21 protein-coding genes are annotated in these 20,331 nt (G+C 68.7%); 13 read left to right on the top strand and 8 right to left on the bottom strand.

Annotation, left to right across the window (positions count from 1 at the left end):
• Positions 1-381 precede the first annotated feature (381 nt).
• The 5 genes from E3T40_RS06340 (at position 382) to E3T40_RS06325 (ending at position 4,429) form a co-directional block, all read left to right on the top strand.
• The gene (locus tag E3T40_RS06340; RefSeq protein WP_370287884.1) at positions 382-1,095 is read left to right on the top strand and encodes an ABC transporter ATP-binding protein; all 714 of its coding nucleotides are present in this window, start codon (positions 382-384) and stop codon (positions 1,093-1,095) included.
• Complete coding sequence (locus E3T40_RS17545) at positions 1,049-1,237, top strand: hypothetical protein (RefSeq protein ID WP_370287882.1); 189 nt, start codon at positions 1,049-1,051, stop codon at positions 1,235-1,237. Before E3T40_RS06340 ends, E3T40_RS17545 begins: the two co-directional genes overlap by 47 nt.
• On the top strand, positions 1,234-2,121 hold the full coding sequence (locus E3T40_RS06335) for an ABC transporter permease (RefSeq protein ID WP_104170382.1): 888 nt from the start codon (positions 1,234-1,236) through the stop codon (positions 2,119-2,121). The genes E3T40_RS17545 and E3T40_RS06335 overlap by 4 nt, the downstream gene beginning before the upstream one ends.
• Before the next feature lie 404 nt (positions 2,122-2,525).
• Positions 2,526-3,857: a PspC domain-containing protein gene (locus E3T40_RS06330; RefSeq protein WP_134542934.1), complete on the top strand. Its 1,332-nt coding sequence runs from the start codon at positions 2,526-2,528 to the stop codon at positions 3,855-3,857.
• Complete coding sequence (locus E3T40_RS06325; protein WP_104170380.1) at positions 3,857-4,429, top strand: tetraspanin family protein; 573 nt, start codon at positions 3,857-3,859, stop codon at positions 4,427-4,429. Before E3T40_RS06330 ends, E3T40_RS06325 begins: the two co-directional genes overlap by 1 nt.
• Positions 4,430-4,494: 65 nt before the next feature.
• On the opposite strand, the gene E3T40_RS06320 is transcribed toward E3T40_RS06325, so the two are convergent.
• From E3T40_RS06320 to E3T40_RS06310, 3 genes are read right to left on the bottom strand one after another with little or no spacing between them, the layout of a single operon-like run.
• Positions 4,495-5,673, bottom strand: coding sequence for a UDP-N-acetylmuramate dehydrogenase (locus E3T40_RS06320; RefSeq protein ID WP_134542933.1), 1,179 nt, complete (start codon positions 5,671-5,673; stop codon positions 4,495-4,497).
• A 13-nt stretch (positions 5,674-5,686) separates the two neighbouring features.
• Positions 5,687-6,121 carry a MaoC/PaaZ C-terminal domain-containing protein gene (locus tag E3T40_RS06315; protein ID WP_104100750.1) on the bottom strand — a complete coding sequence of 145 codons (435 nt, stop codon included), beginning with the start codon at positions 6,119-6,121 and terminating at the stop codon, positions 5,687-5,689.
• Positions 6,118-6,564, bottom strand: coding sequence for a MaoC family dehydratase N-terminal domain-containing protein (locus E3T40_RS06310; RefSeq protein WP_134542932.1), 447 nt, complete (start codon positions 6,562-6,564; stop codon positions 6,118-6,120). Before E3T40_RS06310 ends, E3T40_RS06315 begins: the two co-directional genes overlap by 4 nt.
• A gap of 55 nt (positions 6,565-6,619) precedes the next feature.
• On the opposite strand from E3T40_RS06310, the gene E3T40_RS06305 reads away from it, so the two are divergent.
• The 4 genes from E3T40_RS06305 to arsM all read left to right on the top strand — a co-directional run bounded on the left by E3T40_RS06305 (position 6,620) and on the right by arsM (position 9,431).
• On the top strand, positions 6,620-7,084 hold the full coding sequence (locus E3T40_RS06305; protein WP_158250258.1) for a GNAT family N-acetyltransferase: 465 nt from the start codon (positions 6,620-6,622) through the stop codon (positions 7,082-7,084).
• Between the two features lie 49 nt (positions 7,085-7,133).
• Positions 7,134-7,742, top strand: coding sequence for a HEAT repeat domain-containing protein (locus E3T40_RS06300; RefSeq protein WP_104170378.1), 609 nt, complete (start codon positions 7,134-7,136; stop codon positions 7,740-7,742).
• Positions 7,743-7,791: 49 nt separating this feature from the next.
• A complete protein-coding gene (locus E3T40_RS06295) occupies positions 7,792-8,544 on the top strand; it encodes an SGNH/GDSL hydrolase family protein (protein ID WP_134542931.1) in 753 nt (250 codons plus the stop codon).
• A gap of 98 nt (positions 8,545-8,642) precedes the next feature.
• The gene (arsM, locus tag E3T40_RS06290; RefSeq protein WP_104194568.1) at positions 8,643-9,431 is read left to right on the top strand and encodes an arsenite methyltransferase; all 789 of its coding nucleotides are present in this window, start codon (positions 8,643-8,645) and stop codon (positions 9,429-9,431) included.
• Here arsM and E3T40_RS06285 read toward each other — a convergent pair.
• A complete protein-coding gene (locus tag E3T40_RS06285) occupies positions 9,428-10,384 on the bottom strand; it encodes a carbohydrate kinase family protein (protein WP_134542930.1) in 957 nt (318 codons plus the stop codon). The genes arsM and E3T40_RS06285 overlap by 4 nt on opposite strands.
• Positions 10,385-10,777: 393 nt before the next feature.
• On the opposite strand from E3T40_RS06285, the gene E3T40_RS06280 reads away from it, so the two are divergent.
• Entirely contained in the window at positions 10,778-11,704 is a 927-nt protein-coding gene (locus tag E3T40_RS06280; RefSeq protein WP_134542929.1) for an ornithine cyclodeaminase family protein, read from the top strand.
• 200 nt (positions 11,705-11,904) lie between these two features.
• On the opposite strand, the gene E3T40_RS06275 is transcribed toward E3T40_RS06280, so the two are convergent.
• Complete coding sequence (locus E3T40_RS06275) at positions 11,905-12,873, bottom strand: DMT family transporter (protein WP_104194573.1); 969 nt, start codon at positions 12,871-12,873, stop codon at positions 11,905-11,907.
• Between the two features lie 72 nt (positions 12,874-12,945).
• Between E3T40_RS06275 and E3T40_RS06270 the strand changes: the two genes are divergently transcribed.
• Entirely contained in the window at positions 12,946-13,857 is a 912-nt protein-coding gene (locus E3T40_RS06270; RefSeq protein ID WP_104170372.1) for a LysR family transcriptional regulator, read from the top strand.
• A gap of 208 nt (positions 13,858-14,065) precedes the next feature.
• On the opposite strand, the gene E3T40_RS06265 is transcribed toward E3T40_RS06270, so the two are convergent.
• Complete coding sequence (locus E3T40_RS06265) at positions 14,066-14,848, bottom strand: NAD(P)H-hydrate epimerase (protein ID WP_233194069.1); 783 nt, start codon at positions 14,846-14,848, stop codon at positions 14,066-14,068.
• A 181-nt stretch (positions 14,849-15,029) separates the two neighbouring features.
• Between E3T40_RS06265 and E3T40_RS06260 the strand changes: the two genes are divergently transcribed.
• A complete protein-coding gene (locus tag E3T40_RS06260) occupies positions 15,030-16,748 on the top strand; it encodes an AarF/ABC1/UbiB kinase family protein (protein ID WP_134542928.1) in 1,719 nt (572 codons plus the stop codon).
• Positions 16,749-17,061: 313 nt separating this feature from the next.
• Here E3T40_RS06260 and E3T40_RS06255 read toward each other — a convergent pair whose 3' ends face one another.
• Both E3T40_RS06255 and E3T40_RS06250 read right to left on the bottom strand, forming a co-directional pair.
• Positions 17,062-18,402: a hemolysin family protein gene (locus E3T40_RS06255; RefSeq protein WP_134542927.1), complete on the bottom strand. Its 1,341-nt coding sequence runs from the start codon at positions 18,400-18,402 to the stop codon at positions 17,062-17,064.
• Positions 18,403-18,958: 556 nt separating this feature from the next.
• Entirely contained in the window at positions 18,959-19,282 is a 324-nt protein-coding gene (locus E3T40_RS06250; protein ID WP_134542926.1) for an alpha/beta fold hydrolase, read from the bottom strand.
• 177 nt (positions 19,283-19,459) lie between these two features.
• Between E3T40_RS06250 and E3T40_RS06245 the strand changes: the two genes are divergently transcribed.
• A complete protein-coding gene (locus E3T40_RS06245) occupies positions 19,460-19,837 on the top strand; it encodes a diguanylate cyclase domain-containing protein (protein WP_134542925.1) in 378 nt (125 codons plus the stop codon).
• The last annotated feature ends 494 nt before the right edge of the window (positions 19,838-20,331 follow it).

The raw sequence follows: 20,331 nt of genomic DNA, 5'->3' as shown, positions 1-20,331 counted from the left end.
CCCCCCCCCCCCCCCCCCCCCCCCCCCCCCACTTCCTGTCGGTTCGGCCGGGGCTGTGGACAATCTCCGGCACCCTGTCCACGCTCGAGCGCCGCACCGCCATCCTGCGACGGATGCCACCCGGCGCCTTCCTCAGTCATCACACCGCCGCCCTGATCGTCGGCATTCCGCTGCCGTTCTCGCTCTCCGAGCGGGTGGAGGTGCACATCGGCGTCGAAGGTCCGCGTCATCGTCGTCACGCATGGATTACTTCGCCCCACCAGGAGGGAGCCCTGGCAGGGCGCATAGCCGCGCACCTGGGCCGTCGTGGCTGGACGGGTCAGGTTCGCCACCGAAACGCCGACGCTTCCACCGAGAGGCCGGGCATGGGACTCTTTTCTCATGAAACTTTCTCCCTCGGCCGTGTGCGTGAGCGACCTGCACAAGTCCTACGGAGGCTTTGAGGCGATTCGTGGGATCAGCTTCAATATCGAGGCCGGTGAGACCTTCGCCCTCCTCGGCCCGAACGGGGCCGGGAAAAGCACCGCGATCGAGATCCACGAGGGCTACCGCGACCGCACCGCGGGCGAGGTGAGCGCGCTCGGCGTCGACCCGCAGCGCGGCGGCCTCGCCTGGAAGTCGCGCCTCGGCATCGTGCTGCAGTCCACCGGGGAAAGCGGCAACGTCACCGTCACCGAGCAGCTCACCCACTTCGCCGGCCTCTACCCGCAGCCGCGCCGCGTCGACGTGGCACTGGGCATCATCGGCCGGCCGGAACTCCTGTTCCTGGACGAGCCCACCACGGGCTTCGACCCCGAGGCACGGCACCAATTCTGGGACCTCGTGCGCCGGCTCAAGGCCGACGGCACGACCATCCTGCTCACCACCCACTACCTCGACGAGGCCGCGCAACTGGGCGACCGGGCCGGCGTGATCAACGACGGGCTCCTGATCGACATCGGCGCCATCAACGAGATCGGCGGGGCGGATGCGTGGGTGCCGCTCGTGCGCTGGCGGGAACCGTCCGGGGTGCTCCGGGAAAAAACGCACACCGGAACCGGCGCGCCTCGTGGCCGAGCTCGTGGCGGCATCCGGTGCCGAGCCGGCCGAGCTTGAGGTGATCCGGCCCAGTTTGGAGGACATTTACCTCGGCCTGGTGCGCGGCAACCGGGCGCCGAGCGACGACGCTGACGCCGACGCCGACGCCGACGCGAAGTCGGTGGACCTCCTCGATGACGACACGGAGTTGCTCGCATGAGCACCGTCGACACCGGCACCGGCACAACGACGACCGCCACGGCTTCAGCGCCGCGACCGAGCATCGGGCTGGTCACGGTGCTGCGGGTGGGCTTCTCCCGGGCCGGCTCCGAGACCCGGATGTATTTCCGTACCACGGACAGCGTGTTCTTCACCTTCCTGTTCCCGTTCATCATGCTGGCCATCTTCACGGCCGCGTTCGGCTCCTCCGGCAAAATCGGCACTGCGCCGGACGGCACCGGCGGCATCAGCGTCGGCGCCTACTACCTGCCCGGAATGCTCGCCGCGGGCATGCTGCTCTCGGGGGTGCAGAACCTCGCCGTGGACATCGCCGGGGAGAAGGGCGACGGTACGCTCAAACGGCTCGGGGGCACCCCGCTCTCGCCACTCGGTTACTTCATCGGCAAGACCGGGCAGGTGTTGGTTACCGGCATCTTCCAGGCGGCGCTGCTGATCCTGGTGGCCCGCGTCCTGCTCGGCATCGACCTGCCATCCGACCCCGCGAAATTGCTGACCTTCGGCTGGGTGTTCCTGCTCGGGATCATCACGAGCGCCTTCCTCGGCATCGCGCTTTCCGCCCTGCCGCGCTCCGGCAAGAGCGCCACCGCAGTGGTCATCCCCATCGCGCTGATCCTGCAGTTCATCTCCGGCGTCTACCTGCAGTTCTACCTGCTGCCCGACTGGATGCAGAACGCGGCCAGCGTATTCCCACTGAAGTGGATGGCGCAGGGCATGCGCGGAGTGTTCCTGCCCGACAGCTTCGCGAACCTTGAGCAGAGCGGTTCCTGGGACTTTCCGCTGATCGCGCTGAGCCTGCTCATCTGGCTGGTGGTGGGGCTCGTGCTCAGCCGGGTCACGTTTCGCTGGATCCGCAAGGACACCTAGGAGCGTGAGTCCTGAACGGCTTGTTGTGTCGCTCCCGGAAGGTCAGAGCTGACCGCACCGCGTGGACACTGTTCATCACAGGATGAGCACCGGGCCCGGCGTCGAACCAATTCGACGGAGATTTTGGGCCAAACACCCGTTTTTGAGCCCAAACGCGCTGTTCAGAGTGAAATCTCCGTCGAATTCGTTCGGGACGAGTTGCGGCAGGACCCAGACTCGACCGACATGGCGTTTGCAGCGCACGTCCGTCCCGCGTCGCGGTCCACTGCGCGCCTGCGTCGGCCTCCAGAACAACCGCCTCGGAACCCCGAGCCGCGAACCCCCATCGCCCGCAGCCATCAGGGCTCACTCACCGAACGACACCCGGCATTGTCGGCTCGGGCCACCGCGAGCACACTGGCAGCATGACCGACGCACCCGAGAGCCAGACGACGCCGTCGGCCGCGGGGCCCGGCACTCCCCCCACCCCCTCCGACGGGAGCAACGACTTCTTCGCCGCAATCCGTTCCACGGGGATCGTGCGCGGGAGCGACCGCTGGCTGGCCGGCGTCTGCGGCGGAGTCGCACTGCGAGCTGGGCTGAACCCCACGCTGGTGCGAGTTGTGACCATCGCGCTGGGCGTCCTCGGCGGTCCGGTTCTGTTCACGTACGCGGTCGGCTGGGCTCTCCTGCCCGACCCGATCGGTCGCATCCATGCCGAACAGGCCGTTCGCGGCGTCTTCCCGCCCGTCATGATCGGGATCATCGCGCTGGTGGGCATCAGCTTCGCCTCCTACACGCGCAGCCTGTGGTGGCAGAGCCCGGCGGCCGTGCTGCCCGACTGGCTGGCGACCACACTCGCGGTGGGCTGGAGCGTCGGGGTGACGATCGGGCTCATCTGGCTGGTGTTCTTCCTGGCCCGACGCACCACGGCGCCGGCCGGCGGGTACCCGCACAGCACCGCCGCGGAAGGCATCGGGGCCGGTGTCGCTTTCGGGGCGATGCAGCCCGCCGAAGCAGCGGGCAGCTCCGGGACAGCCGGCACAGCCGGCGGCGCCGTCACCGTCGGCGGCCCTGCCGCGCCACCACCCGGACGCGGCTCCTGGCGCGACCTTCGCCCCGGGGCCGGCTTCAGCGCGATCGTGCTCGGGTCGGCATTGCTCTGCGGCGCGGTCGCCGCCGGTGTGTGGTCGGGCGGCAACTGGTCGGATGCCGCGCTGGTGCTGGGCCTGGCCGTCACGCTGGGGGTGCTGGCCGTTGGCATCATCGTGTCGGGCATTCGCGGAAAGCAGAGCGGCGCCCTGGGTGGGTTCGCCTTCCTCGCGGCGGTGGCCCTGGTGCTGCTGGGCCTATTCCCGAGCGGCACCGCGTTCTTCCTGGTCGGCATCCCGGTCTGGACGGTCAGCGCCGATGCCGACGCTGCTCCCCCGGGGTATGCCGTGCTCTCCGGCCGGGCCACCATCGATCTCACCGCCCTCAACGCGGCGAGCGTGGAGGACCGCACGATCGATATCTGGATGGGCGTGGGCGTCACCGAGCTGATCCTGCCCCGCGGCCGGGCCGTGCTGGTGGAGACGAATGCGCTGGCCGGCGGGATCGACTACGTCGGCGGCTCGGTCGCCGTGCAGCAGGGCGGTGCCTTCTACTCTGACTCGCGTACCTTCAACGACGACGGCACCGGCACCGTGGCCCGCGTCCGCGTCTGGACGGTGCTCGGCCAGGTCACCGTCGTCGGCCCCTCGCGTCTGGAACCCTGATGACCACGACCCCCGACCCGAACCAGCCGCCGAACGAGCCGCCGAACCCGCCGTTCGCCCGGCCGCTCGACGATCAGCCCACGGATGCCGTCACGTCCGTGACGGCATCACCTGACCCCGCGCCCGCCGAGCCCGAGGGCCATGGGGAGAGCGGTCACGAGGTGGAGGTTGAGACCACCCGTGCAGCCCCGGCTCACACGGTCGCCTATCCGAGCCCCATCCCCGACTACGCGATGGAGCCCTCCGTCGAGCCGCCAGCGACGGCACCGGCGTTTCTCGCCTCGGACCCGCCGTTTCCGGTCGCGCCGGTGCCGACGGCCCGCGCCGCGGCCCCGACCGCCGCCGCCGCCGAACCGGCGTACCCCGAGGCATCCGTGCGACCCCTCCGCCGCCCCCTGTTCAGCACGATCGTCTGGGGAGTGATCCTGCTCGCCCTGGCCGGCTACGTGCTGCTCGGGGTGCTGGTGCCTGCTCCCGCCGATCCCACGCTCTGGCTGCTCGGCGGCGTGATCGTGATCGGACTCCTGCTCATCGTGGTCGGCATCATCGCCGCGCTCCGCCGCGCCGGCTGATGCCCCCGCCCGCGCTCACACCCCGGTTTGACGGCTTCAGGCCCGCGAGAGCGGCGCGGGCCGCGCTAGGCGTCGAGGCCGACGAGCACGGGCTCGGGCTGCAGGATCACGCCGAACTCGGACTGCACGCGAGCCTCCACCAGCCGGGCGAGCTGCGCGATCTCGTCGGCGGTGGCCCCGCCAGTGTTGGTCAGCGCAAGGGTGTGCTTGCTGGAGATCGCGGCGCGGGAGCCCGGCAGCCGGAAGCCGCGCGAGATCCCGGAGTGCTCGATCAGCCAGGCGGCGCTCAGCTTCACGAGCGGCACGGACCGCTCCCCGGGGATCGGTCCGACGCCGGCATACTCGTCGAGCGGGATCACCCGGTCGGGCAGTTCCTGCTCGCCGAGCGGCCAGCGGGGCACGGCGTCCGGCAATGTGCGCGAAAACGCCAGCGACACGATCGGATTGGTGAAGAAGGAGCCGGCGCTGCGGGTGTCGGCGTCATTCGGGTCGAGCACCATGCCCTTCCCGGCGCGCAGGGCCAGGACGGCGCCCCGCAGCTGCGCGAGCGGCACCCGGTCGCCCAGCTGCACGCCGAGTGCGGTCGCGAGCTGCGGGTAGGACACCGGCCGGCTGAGCGCGCCGCCGAGAACGAATGCCTCGCTCTGCGTGTCGTGCAGGTTCAATTCGACCGCGATCACCAGACCGCGGAGCCCCTGTTTCAGAGCCGAGGTGCGGTAGCCCAGTTCGAGCTCGCCAGCCTCCATCCGTCGCCGTTCGCCACTGTCGTAGTCGAGGAAGTCGATGGCAGCCAGGCTGTTGCCGAGTTCCTGGCCGTAGGCGCCGATGTTCTGAACCGGGGAGGCCCCGGTCGAACCGGGGATGCCGGAGAGTGCCTCGATACCGGACCAGCCCTGCGCCACGGTGTAGGCCACCAGCTCGTCCCAGGGCTCGCCGGCCTGCACTCGCAGCACCAGCCGGTCCGGGTGATCAGACGGCGAAGGGGACGCGGGAGAGGAAGCCGAGACAACGTCCACCCCGCGGGTCAGCACCCGGATCACCGTACCGTCGAAGCCCTCGTCGGCCACGATCGTGTTCGATCCGCCGCCGAGCAGCAGCCACTCATCGCCCGAGGCCCACACGATCAGGGTCTGGTCGACAAGGTCCTGCTCGGTGGCGGGCGACACCATCCGGGCGGCAGGGCCGCCGACGCCCATGGTGGTCAGGTCGGCAAAGGTCGGCGCGGAGGCAGCGGGGCTCGTCATCGGGAACGACCACTCAGACCAGGCGCACGCGTGCCTGCGCCTTGCCCAGCACAGTCACCTCGCCCGACGACACGATGAGGTCGATGCGGGCGACGCCGGCATCCGTGTCGATGGCGCCGACCTTGGCGACCACGGTCACGACCGCCGCGCCGTCGGCCGGCACGAGCACGGGGCGGGTGAACCGCACCTGATAGTCCACGATGCGGCCGGGGTCGCCGACCCAGGCGACGACCGGCTGAACGGCGAAGCCCATGGTGAGCATGCCGTGCGCGAGCACGCCGGGCAGTCCCACGGACACGGCCACGTCGTCGCGGTAGTGGATGGGGTTGAAGTCTCCGGATGCCCCGGCGTAGTGCACGAGGGAGTCGCGCGTGAGCGGGAACGTGCCTTCGGCGACGACGTCTCCGACGGTCAGGTCGGCGAGGCGGGGCGTAGCGATGATGGTCATTCGTCTCCCCTGACGACAAGGGTGGAGGTCGCGGTCACGACGTGCGCGCCGGCGGCGTCGACGATGGTTGACACGGCCGTCACCATGGAGTGGCCGCCGAGGCTCTTTACGCCGGCCACGTGGAGCGTGGCGGTGAGTTCGTCACCGGCCACGATCGGGCGGCTGAACGTGAACCGCTGGTCTCCGTGCACGACGCGGGTGAAGTCGATGCCGGCATCCGGGACGGCCAGAAGCTGCGCCAGGGTGGCCTCCTGAACGACCACGGCGAACGTGGGCGGGGCGACGACGTCGGCGTAGCCCGCAGCGCGCGCGGGTTCCGGGTCGAGGTTGATCGGACTCGTGGCAAAGACCGCGCGGGAGAACTCGCGCACCTTCTCCCGGCCGACGAGATAGGGGGCGACGGGCGGGAAGACCCGGCCCTGCAGTTCGGGGTTGACAGACACAGGCCGAGTTTACCGGCCTCGGCCGGGGACGGCGCCATCGGGCAGACTGGCTGGTGTGAAGATCAAGCGCGTGCGTCTGGGTGACCCTGAGGTGGTCCCGCTCCTGGCCGACCTGGCGCGGGAGTATGACGAGCGGTACGGCGACGGCGACTCGGTGCACGACGTGCCGGCGGATGCCTTCGCCCCGCCGAGCGGCACCTTCCTCGTGCTGCTCGATGGGGGCGTGACGGTAGCGGGTGGCGGCATCCGTCGCCTGAGCGAGACGACCGGCGAGGTGAAACGGATGTGGACCAACCCGGCCTACCGCCGGCAGGGCCACGCCGTGGCCCTGCTCGCCGCCCTCGAGGAGGTGGCGCAGCAATTCGGCTACCGGCACCTGCGCCTGGAGACTGGCCACGCGCAGCCGGAGGCGCTCGCGCTGTACCGGCGCCTCGGCTACCGGGAGATCGGCAATTACGGGATCTACGAGAACGCGACCGGGTTCGAGCGCACGTTTGCCTCCCCGGAACGCCCCGCCTGACAGTCCGGCATTGGCCTGCGACACCCCCGCTTGCTAGCGTAGACACGTCATGCCTAACAAATTAGAGCCACACCCCGACCTTCCCATCGACCTGCCCACGGCCGAACGCATCCATGCGGCCGTCGCGCATTATGGCGAACAGGCCGTCATCGACAATTCCGTCGCGCTACTCCGCGCCAAGAACGCCGGCAAGGACTTCCTGCTCTACGCCGGCGGACGCCACGCCCTGGGCATCCTCGAAGGTGCCCCCGCCCTCTACTGGCCCGAGCTGTGGGGTGCCCGTGCGCTGCTCTACGTCTGGGGCGAAACGGCGGCACCGTACATCGTCGTCGGCATGAACAACCAGGCTTGGCGGGTGCGCGAGATGTGCGCCAAGGTCGTCCTGCTGCGCGGCCTCGAGGTGGCGCCCAAGCTGGTGCGCCTGACCACCGACGAGGTTCCGCGCGTGCGCGCCGCGGCCCTGCACGCGCTGGCCGCCCAGGGCACCGCCGACCACCTCGCCACCATCGTGCAGCGTCTGCGCGACCCCGACAAAGAGGTGCGCCGCGCGGCCCAGCAGGCCCGCGACGTGCTCAACGCACGGTGGAACCTTACGGTCGAGCAGGGCCAGGGCACCGAGCAGACCCACGGAACCCGGCACACCCACCCGAGCGAGTAGCCGAGCCCGGAACCGGGACACACACACAGTACCGAGACGGGGGGTCCGGATGTTCCATCGCTTTGTGGCCATGGGCGACAGTTTCACCGAAGGCGTCGGCGACGACCTGCCGGGCGGCCAGGTGCGCGGCTGGGCCGACCTGGTCGCGCTCGGGCTCGCCGCGGCATCCGCCCACCCCGTCTCCTACGCCAACCTCGCCGTGCGCGGTCGGCTGCTCGGCCCGATCGTGGCGGAGCAGCTGGAATCCGCGCTCGCGCTCGGCCCCGACCTGCTCAGCATCTGCGGCGGCGGCAACGACGTGATGCGGCCGCGGGTCGAGATCCCCTATGTGGTCGACCTGATGCGGCAGGTCGTCGACCGGGCCGAGGCGCAGGGCGTGCACGTGCTGGTGCTCAGTGGCGGCAATCCCTCGCACCACCTGCCGCTCGGCTACCTGATGCGCCGGCGCGGCGATCAGCTGGCGGATGCCGCGCGCGCCGCCTTCGACCGGCCGGGCGTCACGCTCGTCGACAATTGGGCCGACTCCGAGCTGGAGCACAGGCGGTTCTGGTCGGTCGACAAGCTGCACCTCAACGCGCTCGGGCACACCCGGGTGGCCACAAACGTGCTGGCCGAGCTGGGGGTGCCGGTTCCGGTGGAGTGGCTGGATGCGCCCGCCGCGGCCGACGAGCAGGTGCAGAGCACGACCGCGTATTACCGCGAGTTCGTGCTGCCGTGGATCGGACGCCGGCTCACCGGACGCTCCTCCGGAGACGGCCGCCCGCCCAAGCGGCCCACCCTGGAGCCGGTCGATGTCGCCTGATTCAAGTGAGCCAGCTTAGATTGACGGCGATCGATTTTCGGCGGCAGATTGCATCGATAGTCATCAATGTATGTAGGTCTCAGTCGAGGGAGAACGCCATGAGCGAGAACAGTAACCCGGTGCGCGAAGAGGTGCGGTCCCGCTACGCGAGCGTGGCCGTCTCGGTTACGAATGAGGGGCGTCGGTCGCTGCTCACCGAGACGCCTGCCGGCGGCTGCTGCGAACCGGCCGCCATCGACGAGAACCTGGTCTTCGGCTCCGCGCTCTACGACGACGCGTCGACCGCTGACCTCCCGGGCGCGGCCCTGCTGGCGAGCCTCGGCTGCGGCAACCCCACGGCGGTCGCAGACCTGCAGGCCGGCGAAACCGTGCTCGACCTCGGCTCGGGCGGAGGCATCGACGTGCTCCTCTCCGCCCGCCGGGTCGGCCCCACCGGGTTCGCCTACGGCCTCGACATGACCGACGAGATGCTCGACCTGGCCCGGCACAATGCGGCCGCAGCCCAGGCGCAGAACGTCCAGTTCCTGAAAGGCACGATCGAGGAGATCCCACTGGGCTCCGGCAGCGTCGACGTCGTCATCTCCAACTGCGTGATCAACCTGTCGACGGACAAACCCGCCGTGATCGGCGAGATGTTTCGCGTGCTGCGGCCCGGCGGCCGCGTCGGAGTGTCCGACGTTGTGGCCGAGAACCACCTCGCGCCCGCCCATCGGGCCGAGCGCGGCTCCCACGTGGGCTGCATCGCCGGCGCGCTCTCGATCACGGAGTACGAGTCCCTGCTCGCCGCCGCGGGCTTCGAGCAGGTGAGCGTCACCCTGACCCACGAGGTGACCGACGGGATGCACGGCGCCATCGTGCGGGCGGTCAAGCCGGCCGGCGCCGCCTAGACCGCGGTGGGTACGCGCAGTAGGGCACCCTCCCGGCGGCAGGTGGCGGCCGCGATCAGCATGGCGTCGGCCAGCAGGGCCTGCCAGCCCGCGGCATCCGTGGGCACGCCCTTCGTCAGCATGGTCTGCACGGCCCCGGCGAGGGTGGCGTCGCCCGCGCCCATGGTGTCGACGACGGCGCCGGGAAGCACGGCGATCGGCTCGCTGACCCGCAGATCGGCGCCGCAGGCAACGGATGCCCCCGCGCGCCCGGCCGTGGCCAGCACCGTCTGCGTGCCGGCAGCCAGCAGCCGCTCCCGCAACTCTTCGAGGGTGCTGCGGTAGAGCAGCTCGGCGTCCTCGTCCCCCACCTTCGTGAGGAGGCTCCGGGAAGCGATTCGTTCGAAGTTCGCCACGAACAGGTCGCCGTCGGCGAGCATGCCCGAACGCGGGTTCGGGTCGATCACGAGGCGGCGTTCCGGCTCCGCGACCGCGGCGATGAAGGCATCCGTCTGGGCCGTGTCGTCGAAAGGGAAGCAGCTCACGACCACGAGGCGGGCGTTGTCCAGGGCCGCGCGCTCGGCCGGGCCGAACTCGATGCGGCGCTTCCGCGCGGCCTCGTTGAAGGCGTAGGTGGGCTCGCCGTCGGTGCGGTCGGAGGTGGCGCGGGAGCTGCCAAACGGCCCGGGTGTGGCGACCAAAGTCACGTCGTGCGCGGCGAGGAACTCGCGCAGCCGGGCACCGTCGGCGTCGTCGCCGACCATGGCGATCAGGGTGGTCGGCACACCGAGCACGGCCAGGCCGACGGCCACGTTGAGGGCGGCGCCGCCGGGGAACTCCAGGCGGGACCCCGGGCTCAGCATCTCGTCGATGAGTGCGTCGCCGACCACGACCACCCGGTTCTGCTCAGTCAGGTTCTGCTCAGTCAGGTTCTGCTCAGTCAGGTTCTGCTCAGTCAGGTTCTGCTCAGTCATTCGGTCTCTCCCTTGCCCCTGCCAACAACCCTGTCGCACCAAGCCTAGGTGAGTGAGTCCTCATCGATATTGAACCAATTCGACGGAGAAAAATCTCCGTCGAATTCGTTCGGGGCGCTAGCCCGAGCCGGCCTGTGTCAGCCCGAGTCGGCCCGCGTCACCCCGCGTCACCCCGCGTCAGCCCGCGAAACCAAATGCTGCCGCGTTTGTCCAGACCCTTCCGCAGGGCGCGGCATCGTCGTACGCTCATACACAGGCAGGGTGGCTCCCCGAACACCGGTCCTTAGTCCCTGATTGCAGGGTCCGTATGAGACCGGAGCGAAGCACCCCTCGTCGGGGGCAGGACATCATCGGGGTGACCTGCCCCCACACTCCGACACGTACAGTCGGAGCATGGCTTCCGATGCACCCACCCCGTGGATCTCCGCCGACGAGATCTTCGCCCGCGTCGGCGTCGGCGAAGCGGCGCGCGCCCTGCAGGTCGCCGTGCGGGCTGGGCTCGACCCGGCGCTTGATTTCAGCCGCAGCATCCTGCCCCTCGACCGGGGCCAGCTGCTGCTCATGCCGTCGCAGTCCGCCGAGTTCGTGGGCGTCAAGATCGCCACCATCGCGCCGGGCAACCCGCAGCTCGGCCGGTCACGCATCCAGGGCGTCTACCTGCTGATGGATGCTGCCACGCTCAGCTCGGTCGCCCTGCTCGACGGCATCGCACTGACGACTCTGCGCACCCCGGCGGTGTCGGCGGCCGTCGCCGACCTGCTCGCGCCCGCCGAGGTGGAGCACCTTGTGGTGTTCGGCTCGGGACCCCAGGCGCGCGGGCATGTCGAGGCGATGCGCGCCATCCGCCGGGTCGGTCGGGTCACCGTGGTCGGCCGGCACCCGGGCCGCGCCGAGGCACTGGCCGAGCAGGTGCGGGCGGGCGGGCTGCCCGCGCAGACCGGCACCCCCGGCGCCGTGTCCGACGCTCAGCTCATCGTCTGCGCCACCACCGCCCGCACCCCGCTGTTCGACGGGTCCCTGGTGCCGCGGAACTCCTGCACGGTGGCGATCGGGTCGCACGAGCCCGACGCCCGCGAACTTTCCAGCGAGCTGATCGGACGCGCGCAGGTCGTCGTCGAAGACAGCCAGGTCGCGCTGCGGGAGGGCGGCGACGTGCTGATCCCGCTCCGGGAGGGCATGATCCAGGCCGATTCCCTGGTGCCGATGCGGGACATCCTGACCGGCACGGTCGCCGTCGACCAGTCGCGCCCCCGCGTCTTCACGAGCTCCGGCATGTCCTGGCAGGACCTGGTGGTCGCCCAGGCCGTCTTCCGCCCGTAATCCCACCGCGCGTGTACGCCGTTCATCACGGAGCGCCGTGTGTAGCGTCGAACCAATTCGACGGAGATTTTCTCATCAAGGCGCTGTTTCAGAGGGTTTGAGACCGTTGCAGGCAAAATCTCCGTCGAATTCGTTCGGGCTGGATTTAATGCAGGCGAGCGCGAGCGCGCGCGCTCGCTGAGCTGCAGCCGAACCCGGCTTCAGCCGATGGCCGCGGGCGACGGATGTGACGGGGCCGGCACCGCGAGCACGTCGGCCGCCGCCCGTAGTCGGTGCCCCTGCTCCACCCGCTGTCCCCACGAGGTGCCCGCGATGATCAGGCCTGCCCCGAGCACCGCCACCAGGCCGAGGTTCTCACTGCCGAGGCTCACCCCCACGACCACCGCCCAGACCGGTTCGGTGCCCATCAGCAGGCTGGCCCGAGCGGCCGAGGTGTGCCGGATCGCCCAGGTCTGGGCCAGGAACGCGAACACGCTGCAGGCCAGACCGAGGTAGAGCACCCCGAGCCAGGCGGCCGGACCGAAGGCGCCGATCGCCCGAAGTGTTCCCGGCGCATCCGCTGCGGTGAACACCAGGGCACCCACGGCGGCCTGCACCAGCGTGATCGTGAGCGTCCCGGGCCGGCGGCCGGCGCCGTCGGCGCGGGTCACCCGGCCGACCATGGTGACGTGCAGGGCGCGCACGAGCGCTGCGGCGAGCATGAGCAGGTCGCCAGGGTTCGGGGCGCGAAAACCGTTGCCGGAAACGAGCAGCGCTACCCCGACGACCGCGAGCACCGCAGCCACGAAGAACGAACGCGGTAGCCAGTTGCGCGCCGCGACCGACTCGAGGATCGGGGTGAGAATGATCGTCAGGCTGATGATCAGGCCCGCGTTGGTGGCCGAGGTCACGGCCACGCCGGCCGTCTCCAACCAGAGAATCGCCGCCTGAGTGAGCCCGAGCAGCGCGCCCCCGGCCAGCTCGGCGCGGGTCGGCCGCCGAGGCCGGCTCAACGCCCAGATCAGCAGCAGCGCCAGCGCAGCCACCAGAAAGCGCAGCGCGAGCACGGCGCCCACGCTCGCCTGCTCGGTCAGCACCTTGGCGGCGAGGTAGCTGCCACCCCAGACCAGCGCGACAAGCAGCAGGACGGCGTCGATGCGGTAACGTCCGAGCCGCGGGAGGAAGGTCATGGGCCAATGCTGCCGGGCGGCATCTGTTAAGTCCAGATCACCAATTCTGAACTAACACTTTAGTGTTTGCTTATGGATCTGCATCAGCTCTTCATCCTGCGGGAACTCGGCGAGCGCGGCAGCGTCGCCGCGGTGGCCCGCGCGCTGTTCGTCTCGTCGTCGGCGGTGTCGCAGCAGCTGTCCGCGCTGCAGCGCAGCACGGGCGTGGCGCTGACCGAACGACGCGGGCGCAGGCTTGTGCTGACACCCGCCGGCACGGCTCTCGCTACCGCCGCCGCCAGCGTGTCCACGGCGATGGCCGCCGCCGAGCAGTCGGTGGCACGTTTCCACGAAGAGCCGGCCGCGCCGGTGAGCCTGTCGGCGTTCCACAGCGCCGGGCTGGCCTGGTTCGGGCCTCTGATCTCGCGACTGGCCAGTCCGGCCGGACCCACCGGGACGCCAATCCGGTGCGGCGACGAGGATGTCGCACGGCAGGATTTCCCGGCACTGGTCGCCGACTACGACCTCGTCATCGCCCACCGGCTGCCGCACGATCCCCTCTGGCCGCAACGGGTCACGGTCACCCCGCTGCTCTACGAACCGCTGGATGTGGCGCTGCATGTCGGACATCCTCTGGCCGGTCGGTCGTCGGTGTCGGTCGCCGACATCGCCGACGAGCCCTGGATCGCCGGGCACCCGGGCTTCCCGCTCGCGGAGGCGGTGAATGTCGTCGCGGCGAGCGCCGGGCACCCCCTACGGATCGAGCACCGCATCAACGAGTTCTTCGTGGCGGCCTCCGTGGTCGCTTCGGGGTCCGCGATCGCACTGCTGCCCCGGTACACGATGGCCCCGGCGCCAGGGTCCGGCCTGGTGCTGCTGCCGATCGACGACCTGCGGGTCGGCCGCCAGATCGACGTTCTCAGCCGCCCCGAGACGCTGCTACGGGCGTCGGTGCGCCGGGTGCTGGGCGAGCTGCGAGCGGTGGCCGGCTCCCGCACGGAATGACTGCTGCGTTGAGAGGATGTCCGACTCACCGGCATGGTCAATGTCGCCGAGGTCTTCCAGCGGACACTCTACCCCGCGAGAGCGGGGACGGGCGACGGTTGCGCCGCCTCACCAGTCGACGGCATACCGAAGACGGCGACGAACCCTGCGGGCGGAACTGTGATCACGGTATCGGCCCCCCTCAGAGCCGTTGGGCGGGAGGAAATGACTACCGTCCATTGATGCTCCGGGCGCGCGGATACGCAACGGCGCCGACCGTGGAAACAGCAGAGAAAGAACTTACCCGCGATCCCGGGCCGCGATCCCGGGCCGCGATCCGTTCGAGCTCGTCGCCGATGCCGATGTCGGCCACGACGATCCGTCCGGCCAGGCTCGCCGCGGGTTCCCGCAGCAGACCTGGTTTGCAGCCTCCGAACGTCACCGTCAGGTGCGCGGGCAGCACGGTGGGGTCCGGCACGGCGCCGTCGTCGACGCCGATCCCGCTGGGCAGGTCCACCGCCACCACGAGGGGCGCACCGGGGTCGTGCAGCGAGGGAAGGATGGCCGCCACCACCTCACGAGCCCGCCCGCGGAGCGCCGGGCTGGTGCTCGTGCCGGTGCCGAGGATGCCGTCGAGGATCACGGCGGATGCCCGCGCCACCCGGGCGAGAGCGGCATCCGTTTCAGCCAGGGGCAGCAGCGCCGCCCCGGCCGCCAGGGCGGCGCTGAGGCCGCCGTCGTGGAGCTGTGCCGACGTGGGCACGATGGTCACCAGGGCACCCTGCGCGGCCAGCAGCGCGGCCGCGTGCAGGGCGTCGCCGCCGTTGTTCCCCGCACCGGCCAGCACCAGCACCCGCGCGTCCGGCACTCCTCCGCTTTCCGTGAGCAGCTCCTCGAGCAGGGCCGCCGTCTCCGCGGCGAGCGCGGCCGATGCCCGCTCCATCAGCGGCACGCCCTCGGCCAGGAAGGGAGTCTCGGCCTCGCGCATCTGGGCGGCGGTGTAGGTTTTCACGTCGCCAGAGTACTCCCGCGGCGGTGCGGCTCACGGCACCGAGGGCGACCGGCCGAGCCCTGCCGAGATCTGTCCGTGCCCCCGTGCCACCCGGTTCGCACCCGTCTCCCATCCTGACCGGGCATGCTGAAGTCCTGATCGCCCGCCACTCCGGCCGGCGCGCGACAAGAGAGCTGAAACAGTGGCCGGCGCACGCGGCATCACCCTTCCGAAACTGACTCTGGCCACCGAGCGGAGCCGCCCGGCTCCCCCGCGGCCCTTCCTGCAGCGCGGCCGCCGCTTCGCCGAACTCGTGCGCATCGCCCGGAAGAATGGACTGCTGCCGGTGCGGCGGCTCGACTTCACGACCAACCCGAGCGCGGCAGCCGTTCGCGCCGTGCAGGCCGAGGGTCTGCGGGCCGCGCTGGAGGAGGCCGGTGGAGCCTTCGTCAAGATGGGCCAGCTGCTCTCCACCCGATCCGACTTCCTGCCCCCGGAATTCGCCCGGGCCCTCGCGACGCTGCAGCAGAGCGTGAAGCCCGCCCCCTGGGACGAGGTCGAACGGATGCTGGAGGAGGAGTTCGGCGGACCCCTCGCCGGCGTCTTCGCCAGCTTCGATCCCGACCCCATCGCCGCGGCCTCCATCGGCCAGGTGCACCGGGCGACCCTGATGAACGGCACTGTGGTGGCCGTCAAGGTGCAGCGGCCCGGGATCGTGCCGGAGCTGCGGCGCGACGTCGCCATCGCCGTGCGGGTGACGAACCTGATGAGCCTGGCGTCTCCGCAGGCCAGAACTCTGGGCATCAAGGCGGTCGCCGAGGACTATGCGGCCGACCTCGTGCGCCAACTGGACTTCCGGCTGGAGGCGCTGAACCTCTCGGCCATGCGCGCCCTCCAGCTGCGCGGCCCGCGGGCCGGCGACCTGCGTTTCCCCGAGCTGTTCGAGTCTCTGTCCAGCGATCGCGTGCTGGTGATGGAGTACCTGTTCGGCGACACGTTCAGCGACCTGAACGAGACGTCCGACGCGCCACGGGCCGAGCTCGGCGCCGCCATGCGCACCGTGCTCAGCGCCTTCGTGCGCCAGATCGTCTTCGACGGCGTCTTCCACGCCGACCTGCACCCCGGCAACATCATGCTGCTGGCCGACGGCACCCCCGCGCTAGTCGACTTCGGATCGGTGGGCCGGCTCGACCTGCAGCTGCGGGAGACGATCCAGGAGCTGCTGATCGCTTTTCTCCAGTCCGACACCCAGCTCATCGCCGACGGGCTCCTCAAACTCGCCCCGCTGCGGGACGGTGCGGACGAGAAGTCGTTCCGCCGCGAGCTGAGCGCGTTCATCACGTTCGAGTTGGGGCCCGGCGCGCGGGTCAGTGTGCTGACCGTGGATGTCCTGGTGGCTATCCTCACCCGGTACGGCGTGGGAATCCCCGCCGAATTCGTGGCGGCTGCGCGGGCGTTCGCGGTGCTCGAGGGCACCCTGCGCTCCAGCATGCCGGAGTTCGACCTGCTCGAGGAGTCCCGCAGGCTGGCGAGCGTGCAGATCCGCGACCAGATGGCGCCGGCCAACGTGCGCGAACTCCTGACCACCGAGCTTCTGGCCCTGCTGCCCAGCGTGCGCCGGCTCCCCCGGCGTTTCGACCAGATCGGGCAGGCCCTCGAGATGGGCAACCTCAACGTCAATGTGCGGCTGCTCGCGGACCAGAGCGACCGGCGGCTGCTCACCGGGCTGGTGCGGCAGAGCCTCCTGGCCCTGGTCGGCGGGGCCGCCGGGGTGATGTCCCTGGTCTACCTCACGACACCCGCACCGGCGGACCCGGGGGTCATCAGCACGGTGACGGCCGGGTTCAGCCTGGGTGCCGGCTCCGTGGTGCTGCTGATTTCGGCGTTCGTGGATTCGCTCGTGACCCGCAGCCGCGCTTGACCCGTGCGACTGAATCGAGCGACTGCCACGTGCATCGGGAAACGACGAAGGCCCCGCCTGAGGCAGGGCCTTCGTCATACGTTCTGGTAGCGGGAGCGGGAATTGAACCCGCGCCACCACGTTTATAATAGTTCCGATTCAATCAATCGACCCCACGCTACGAATCCTCGCCAGAGTTAAATCTGACTAGGTGTTCCCTGTAAGAAGTGCGCTCAGACTATCTCAGCACCTCGATCCGCCTAGGAGCCTGCTGATTCATCCGACGGATTAAGGCGCGCCTTTGTCGGTTTCGCCGAAGTGTTTAAGACTTGGTTCATGCAGGGTCGTGATGATGGTCAGCGTCAGTTGTTGGATCCTGAGATGGCGGTGACGGCGTCTCTCCTCGCGGGACGACGAGCAGTTCCGAAATGCGCCGGCGATCCATCGCCGTGACTTGCAGACTGATGTCGTTGAGTTGGACGACATCACCCATCCGCGCGAGACGTCCGAGCCGTTCGATCACGAAACCGGCGATGGTATCGGATGCGCTTACGGGCAACCGCACGCCAGTCGCCTCTTCAAAGTCCTGGAAGTTGAGTCGGCCGTCAAGTGACCCTCTCCCTGACTGGAGGTCATGAGCGAGCGAGTCGGTGTCGTATTCGTCGAAGATTTCGCCTACAACTTCCTCCACGAGGTCCTCGAGGGTGACGATGCCGTCGGTTCCGCCGTATTCATCGACGATGACGGCGATCTGATGTTTTTCTGCTCTCATTATCGTGAGAGTCGGGAGCACCCGCGCGGTCGCTGGGAAGTACAAGATGGGACGCATGATTTCGCGAACCTGCTTGTCGGGATTCTTTGCGATCATCTCGTAGAGGTCCCGCACGTGGACAAAGCCGATGATGTCGTCGATGGTGCGATCGATTACCGGGTATCGCGAGTACGGCAGGTCATGCACCTCGGTAAATACTTCGCGAACGGATACCGTGCCGTCCAGGGCTGCGACTTCGGGACGGGGCCGCATAATCTCGCTGAGCTGGCGGTGCCGCAAAGAGAACACGTCGTCGAGGATCCGCCGTTCGTCTTCGGGTAGCCCCTCATGGCTCGAAACGATGTCTCGCAGTTCCTCTTCGGTCATCTCCTCGCTGGTTTTGTGCGGGTCTCCGCCGAGTAGACGCACGATCACGTTCGTCGACCTCGACAGCAGCCAGATAACCGGGCGCATCGCGACAGCAAACCCATTAAGTGCGGGCGCGACTGCGTAGGCGAATGCTGAGTTGCGCTGGATCGCGAGACGTTTGGGGGCGAGCTCACCGAGTACCAGAGACAGATACGCGATCACTAGGGTGAGCGCGATCGTGGCAACCGTGGCAGCGAGCGCTACGTTGAGGCCCAGAGCGACGAATAACGGCGCTACCGATGGAGCGATTGAGGCGGCCCCGTAAGCGGCGGACGCAAACCCAGCCACGGTAACGCCGATCTGCACGGCTGCGAGAAACCGATTGGGGTTGCGCGCCAGAGCCGCGACCTTCTCGCCGCGCCGCCCGCGGGCCGCGATCGCGTTGAGTTGGCTATCACGGAGCGTGACGAGCGCCATCTCCGTGGCTGCGAAAACCCCGCCGATCAGGACGAAGATGAGGACGAGGGTGATGTTTAGTACGAGATCGCCGTTCAAAATGTCTCGACCGTCGACATGAGGGGAGGGGTCGAGACGCAGGGTCTATGACCGTCGGGAGATGGCTCTTGAGGAGTCCTATGCACCCTTAGAGGATACCAAACGTCTCCGGCGGAAAGCTGGATTTAAGATTGCCCGATTGCGTGTTCCTTTCTGGAACGACCATGAGACAACTGAGGACCGGCATTGGAACGTCTCGTAACTCTAGGGTTGCGAGACGGGCGAGGTTAGCCATGAGAGTGGTTGCCTGGAAGACGAGCTATCGGTGGCGCTCTTCGCGGGGTGGCTGGTAAGTGGATCCGCAGTCATGTCCTTCGCAGAGGGGCGACGCCGTTTGTTCGATCGGAGCGGTGTAGGTCTCGGGCAAATCGAGCCAGAATGACTGGCTTCTCGGTAATCAGACCGTGTGTCGATCGCGGGACCACAGCTAGCTCTGCGTTTGGAAGCGCGCCGTACATCACGAGCAAGTGACTGAACTGCACCTCGTCGTCATCGCCGACGATGATGAGAACTGGGGCCTTCACGTTGCTAAGCCGAGCCAGGCTGAGATCCGGTTCTAGGAGTCCCCCATGATCTGCGGCGGGTCCTCCTCACTGAGAACGCCGTCCAACCACCCGTCATGGCGGAAAGCCGCTCCGCCAAATACCAGCGTTGAGACCAGGTCCGGACGGCGAAGCGCCAGGTAAAGCCCGACCATTGCCCCATCGCTCCACCCGAAAACATGAGCATTGGCGACGTCGCGGTCGTCGAGAACCTCAGCCATCGCATCGGCCATCTGCGCGAAGGACCACGGCCGTGATGAAGACCGAGCCCCACGCCAGTTGGCGCGGGAAGAGATCCGTGACTTGGGCCAGGTGCACCGAGAGCTGGCCAGGGTCATCTAGTGTATGTCCAGGACGTCAGCGGAGAACGCCCGCGCATGGTGGTCGAAGATTGCCACACTGCCTGACCGGGTTGCCCAACCGCGCCCTTTACGGGGAACGCCTCGCGGGGGCGGTGGCGAGACTTGAGCGCAACGGCGGAATGGTGTGCGTGATGTACCTCGACATCGACGACCATCAACGACACTCTCGGGCACGGCGGGGGCGACGATATCCTTATCGAGTTTGGGAAGAGACTGGCCAGCGTGTTGCGCCCCACCGATACGGTGGCGCGCTTCGGTGGGGATGAGTTCGTGATCCTCTGCGAGAACTTCGGTGGCGTGGGCGATGCCGAACAATTGGCGGCTCGGGTCGTGGCCGTAACCGCCGCGCCATGGGATGCCCAGGGCTGGTTCATGCCCGTTCACGTGAGCATTGGTTTCGCCGTGGCGGATTCTGCCACAACAGAGCCATCGGCATTGCTTCGTGACGCCGACACCGCTATGTACTTGGCTAAGAATGTTCCTGGTTCCATGTCGGTACAGGCACCCAGTCGGCGGGCAGAGCCGCAATAGCCTCATCATGGAGCCGTCTCAGCCAGTAGGTCATGACGGTGCGGGCTGAGGAGGCGCGCCGCCCGCAGACCGCCAAGCCGCCGTGGGCGGCTCTTGCTCCCTCGATTACCACGGTGCCCGAGAGGTCAATCCGGCAAATCACAGGTGGCGGGGTGGCAATATCTGCCTCCGCGCCGACAGTGCCGGCCACAGATATGACTCAGCCATGGCTTGCCGCATGATCGCAGCGCGCTGCTGTCGCCGTGCACACTTGCCGAGTGATGTGCGTTTCCGCTTTATGCGGATCTGATGCATCCGATTCAGTACCCAAGATGGGGTCGCCAAAGTTACTGGGGTCTAATACACACTGGCTGAGCGCCTAGCCTTTGCGTGTGAATTGCAGCGCTATATGGCGGGGTTGCGTCCAATAGCGTGGTGTAACCCCCGGCCCTGATGGGCGTGTTGCACCGATGTAAGGCGGCCACCGCGTGATTCTTGGAAAGACCGATCAAGTC

Origin of the sequence: Cryobacterium sp. TMT1-19 (assembly GCF_004403055.1) — a bacterium.
GTDB classification, from domain to species: Bacteria; Actinomycetota; Actinomycetes; order Actinomycetales; family Microbacteriaceae; genus Cryobacterium; species Cryobacterium sandaracinum.
This window is presented reverse-complemented; position numbering and strand designations above follow the sequence as displayed.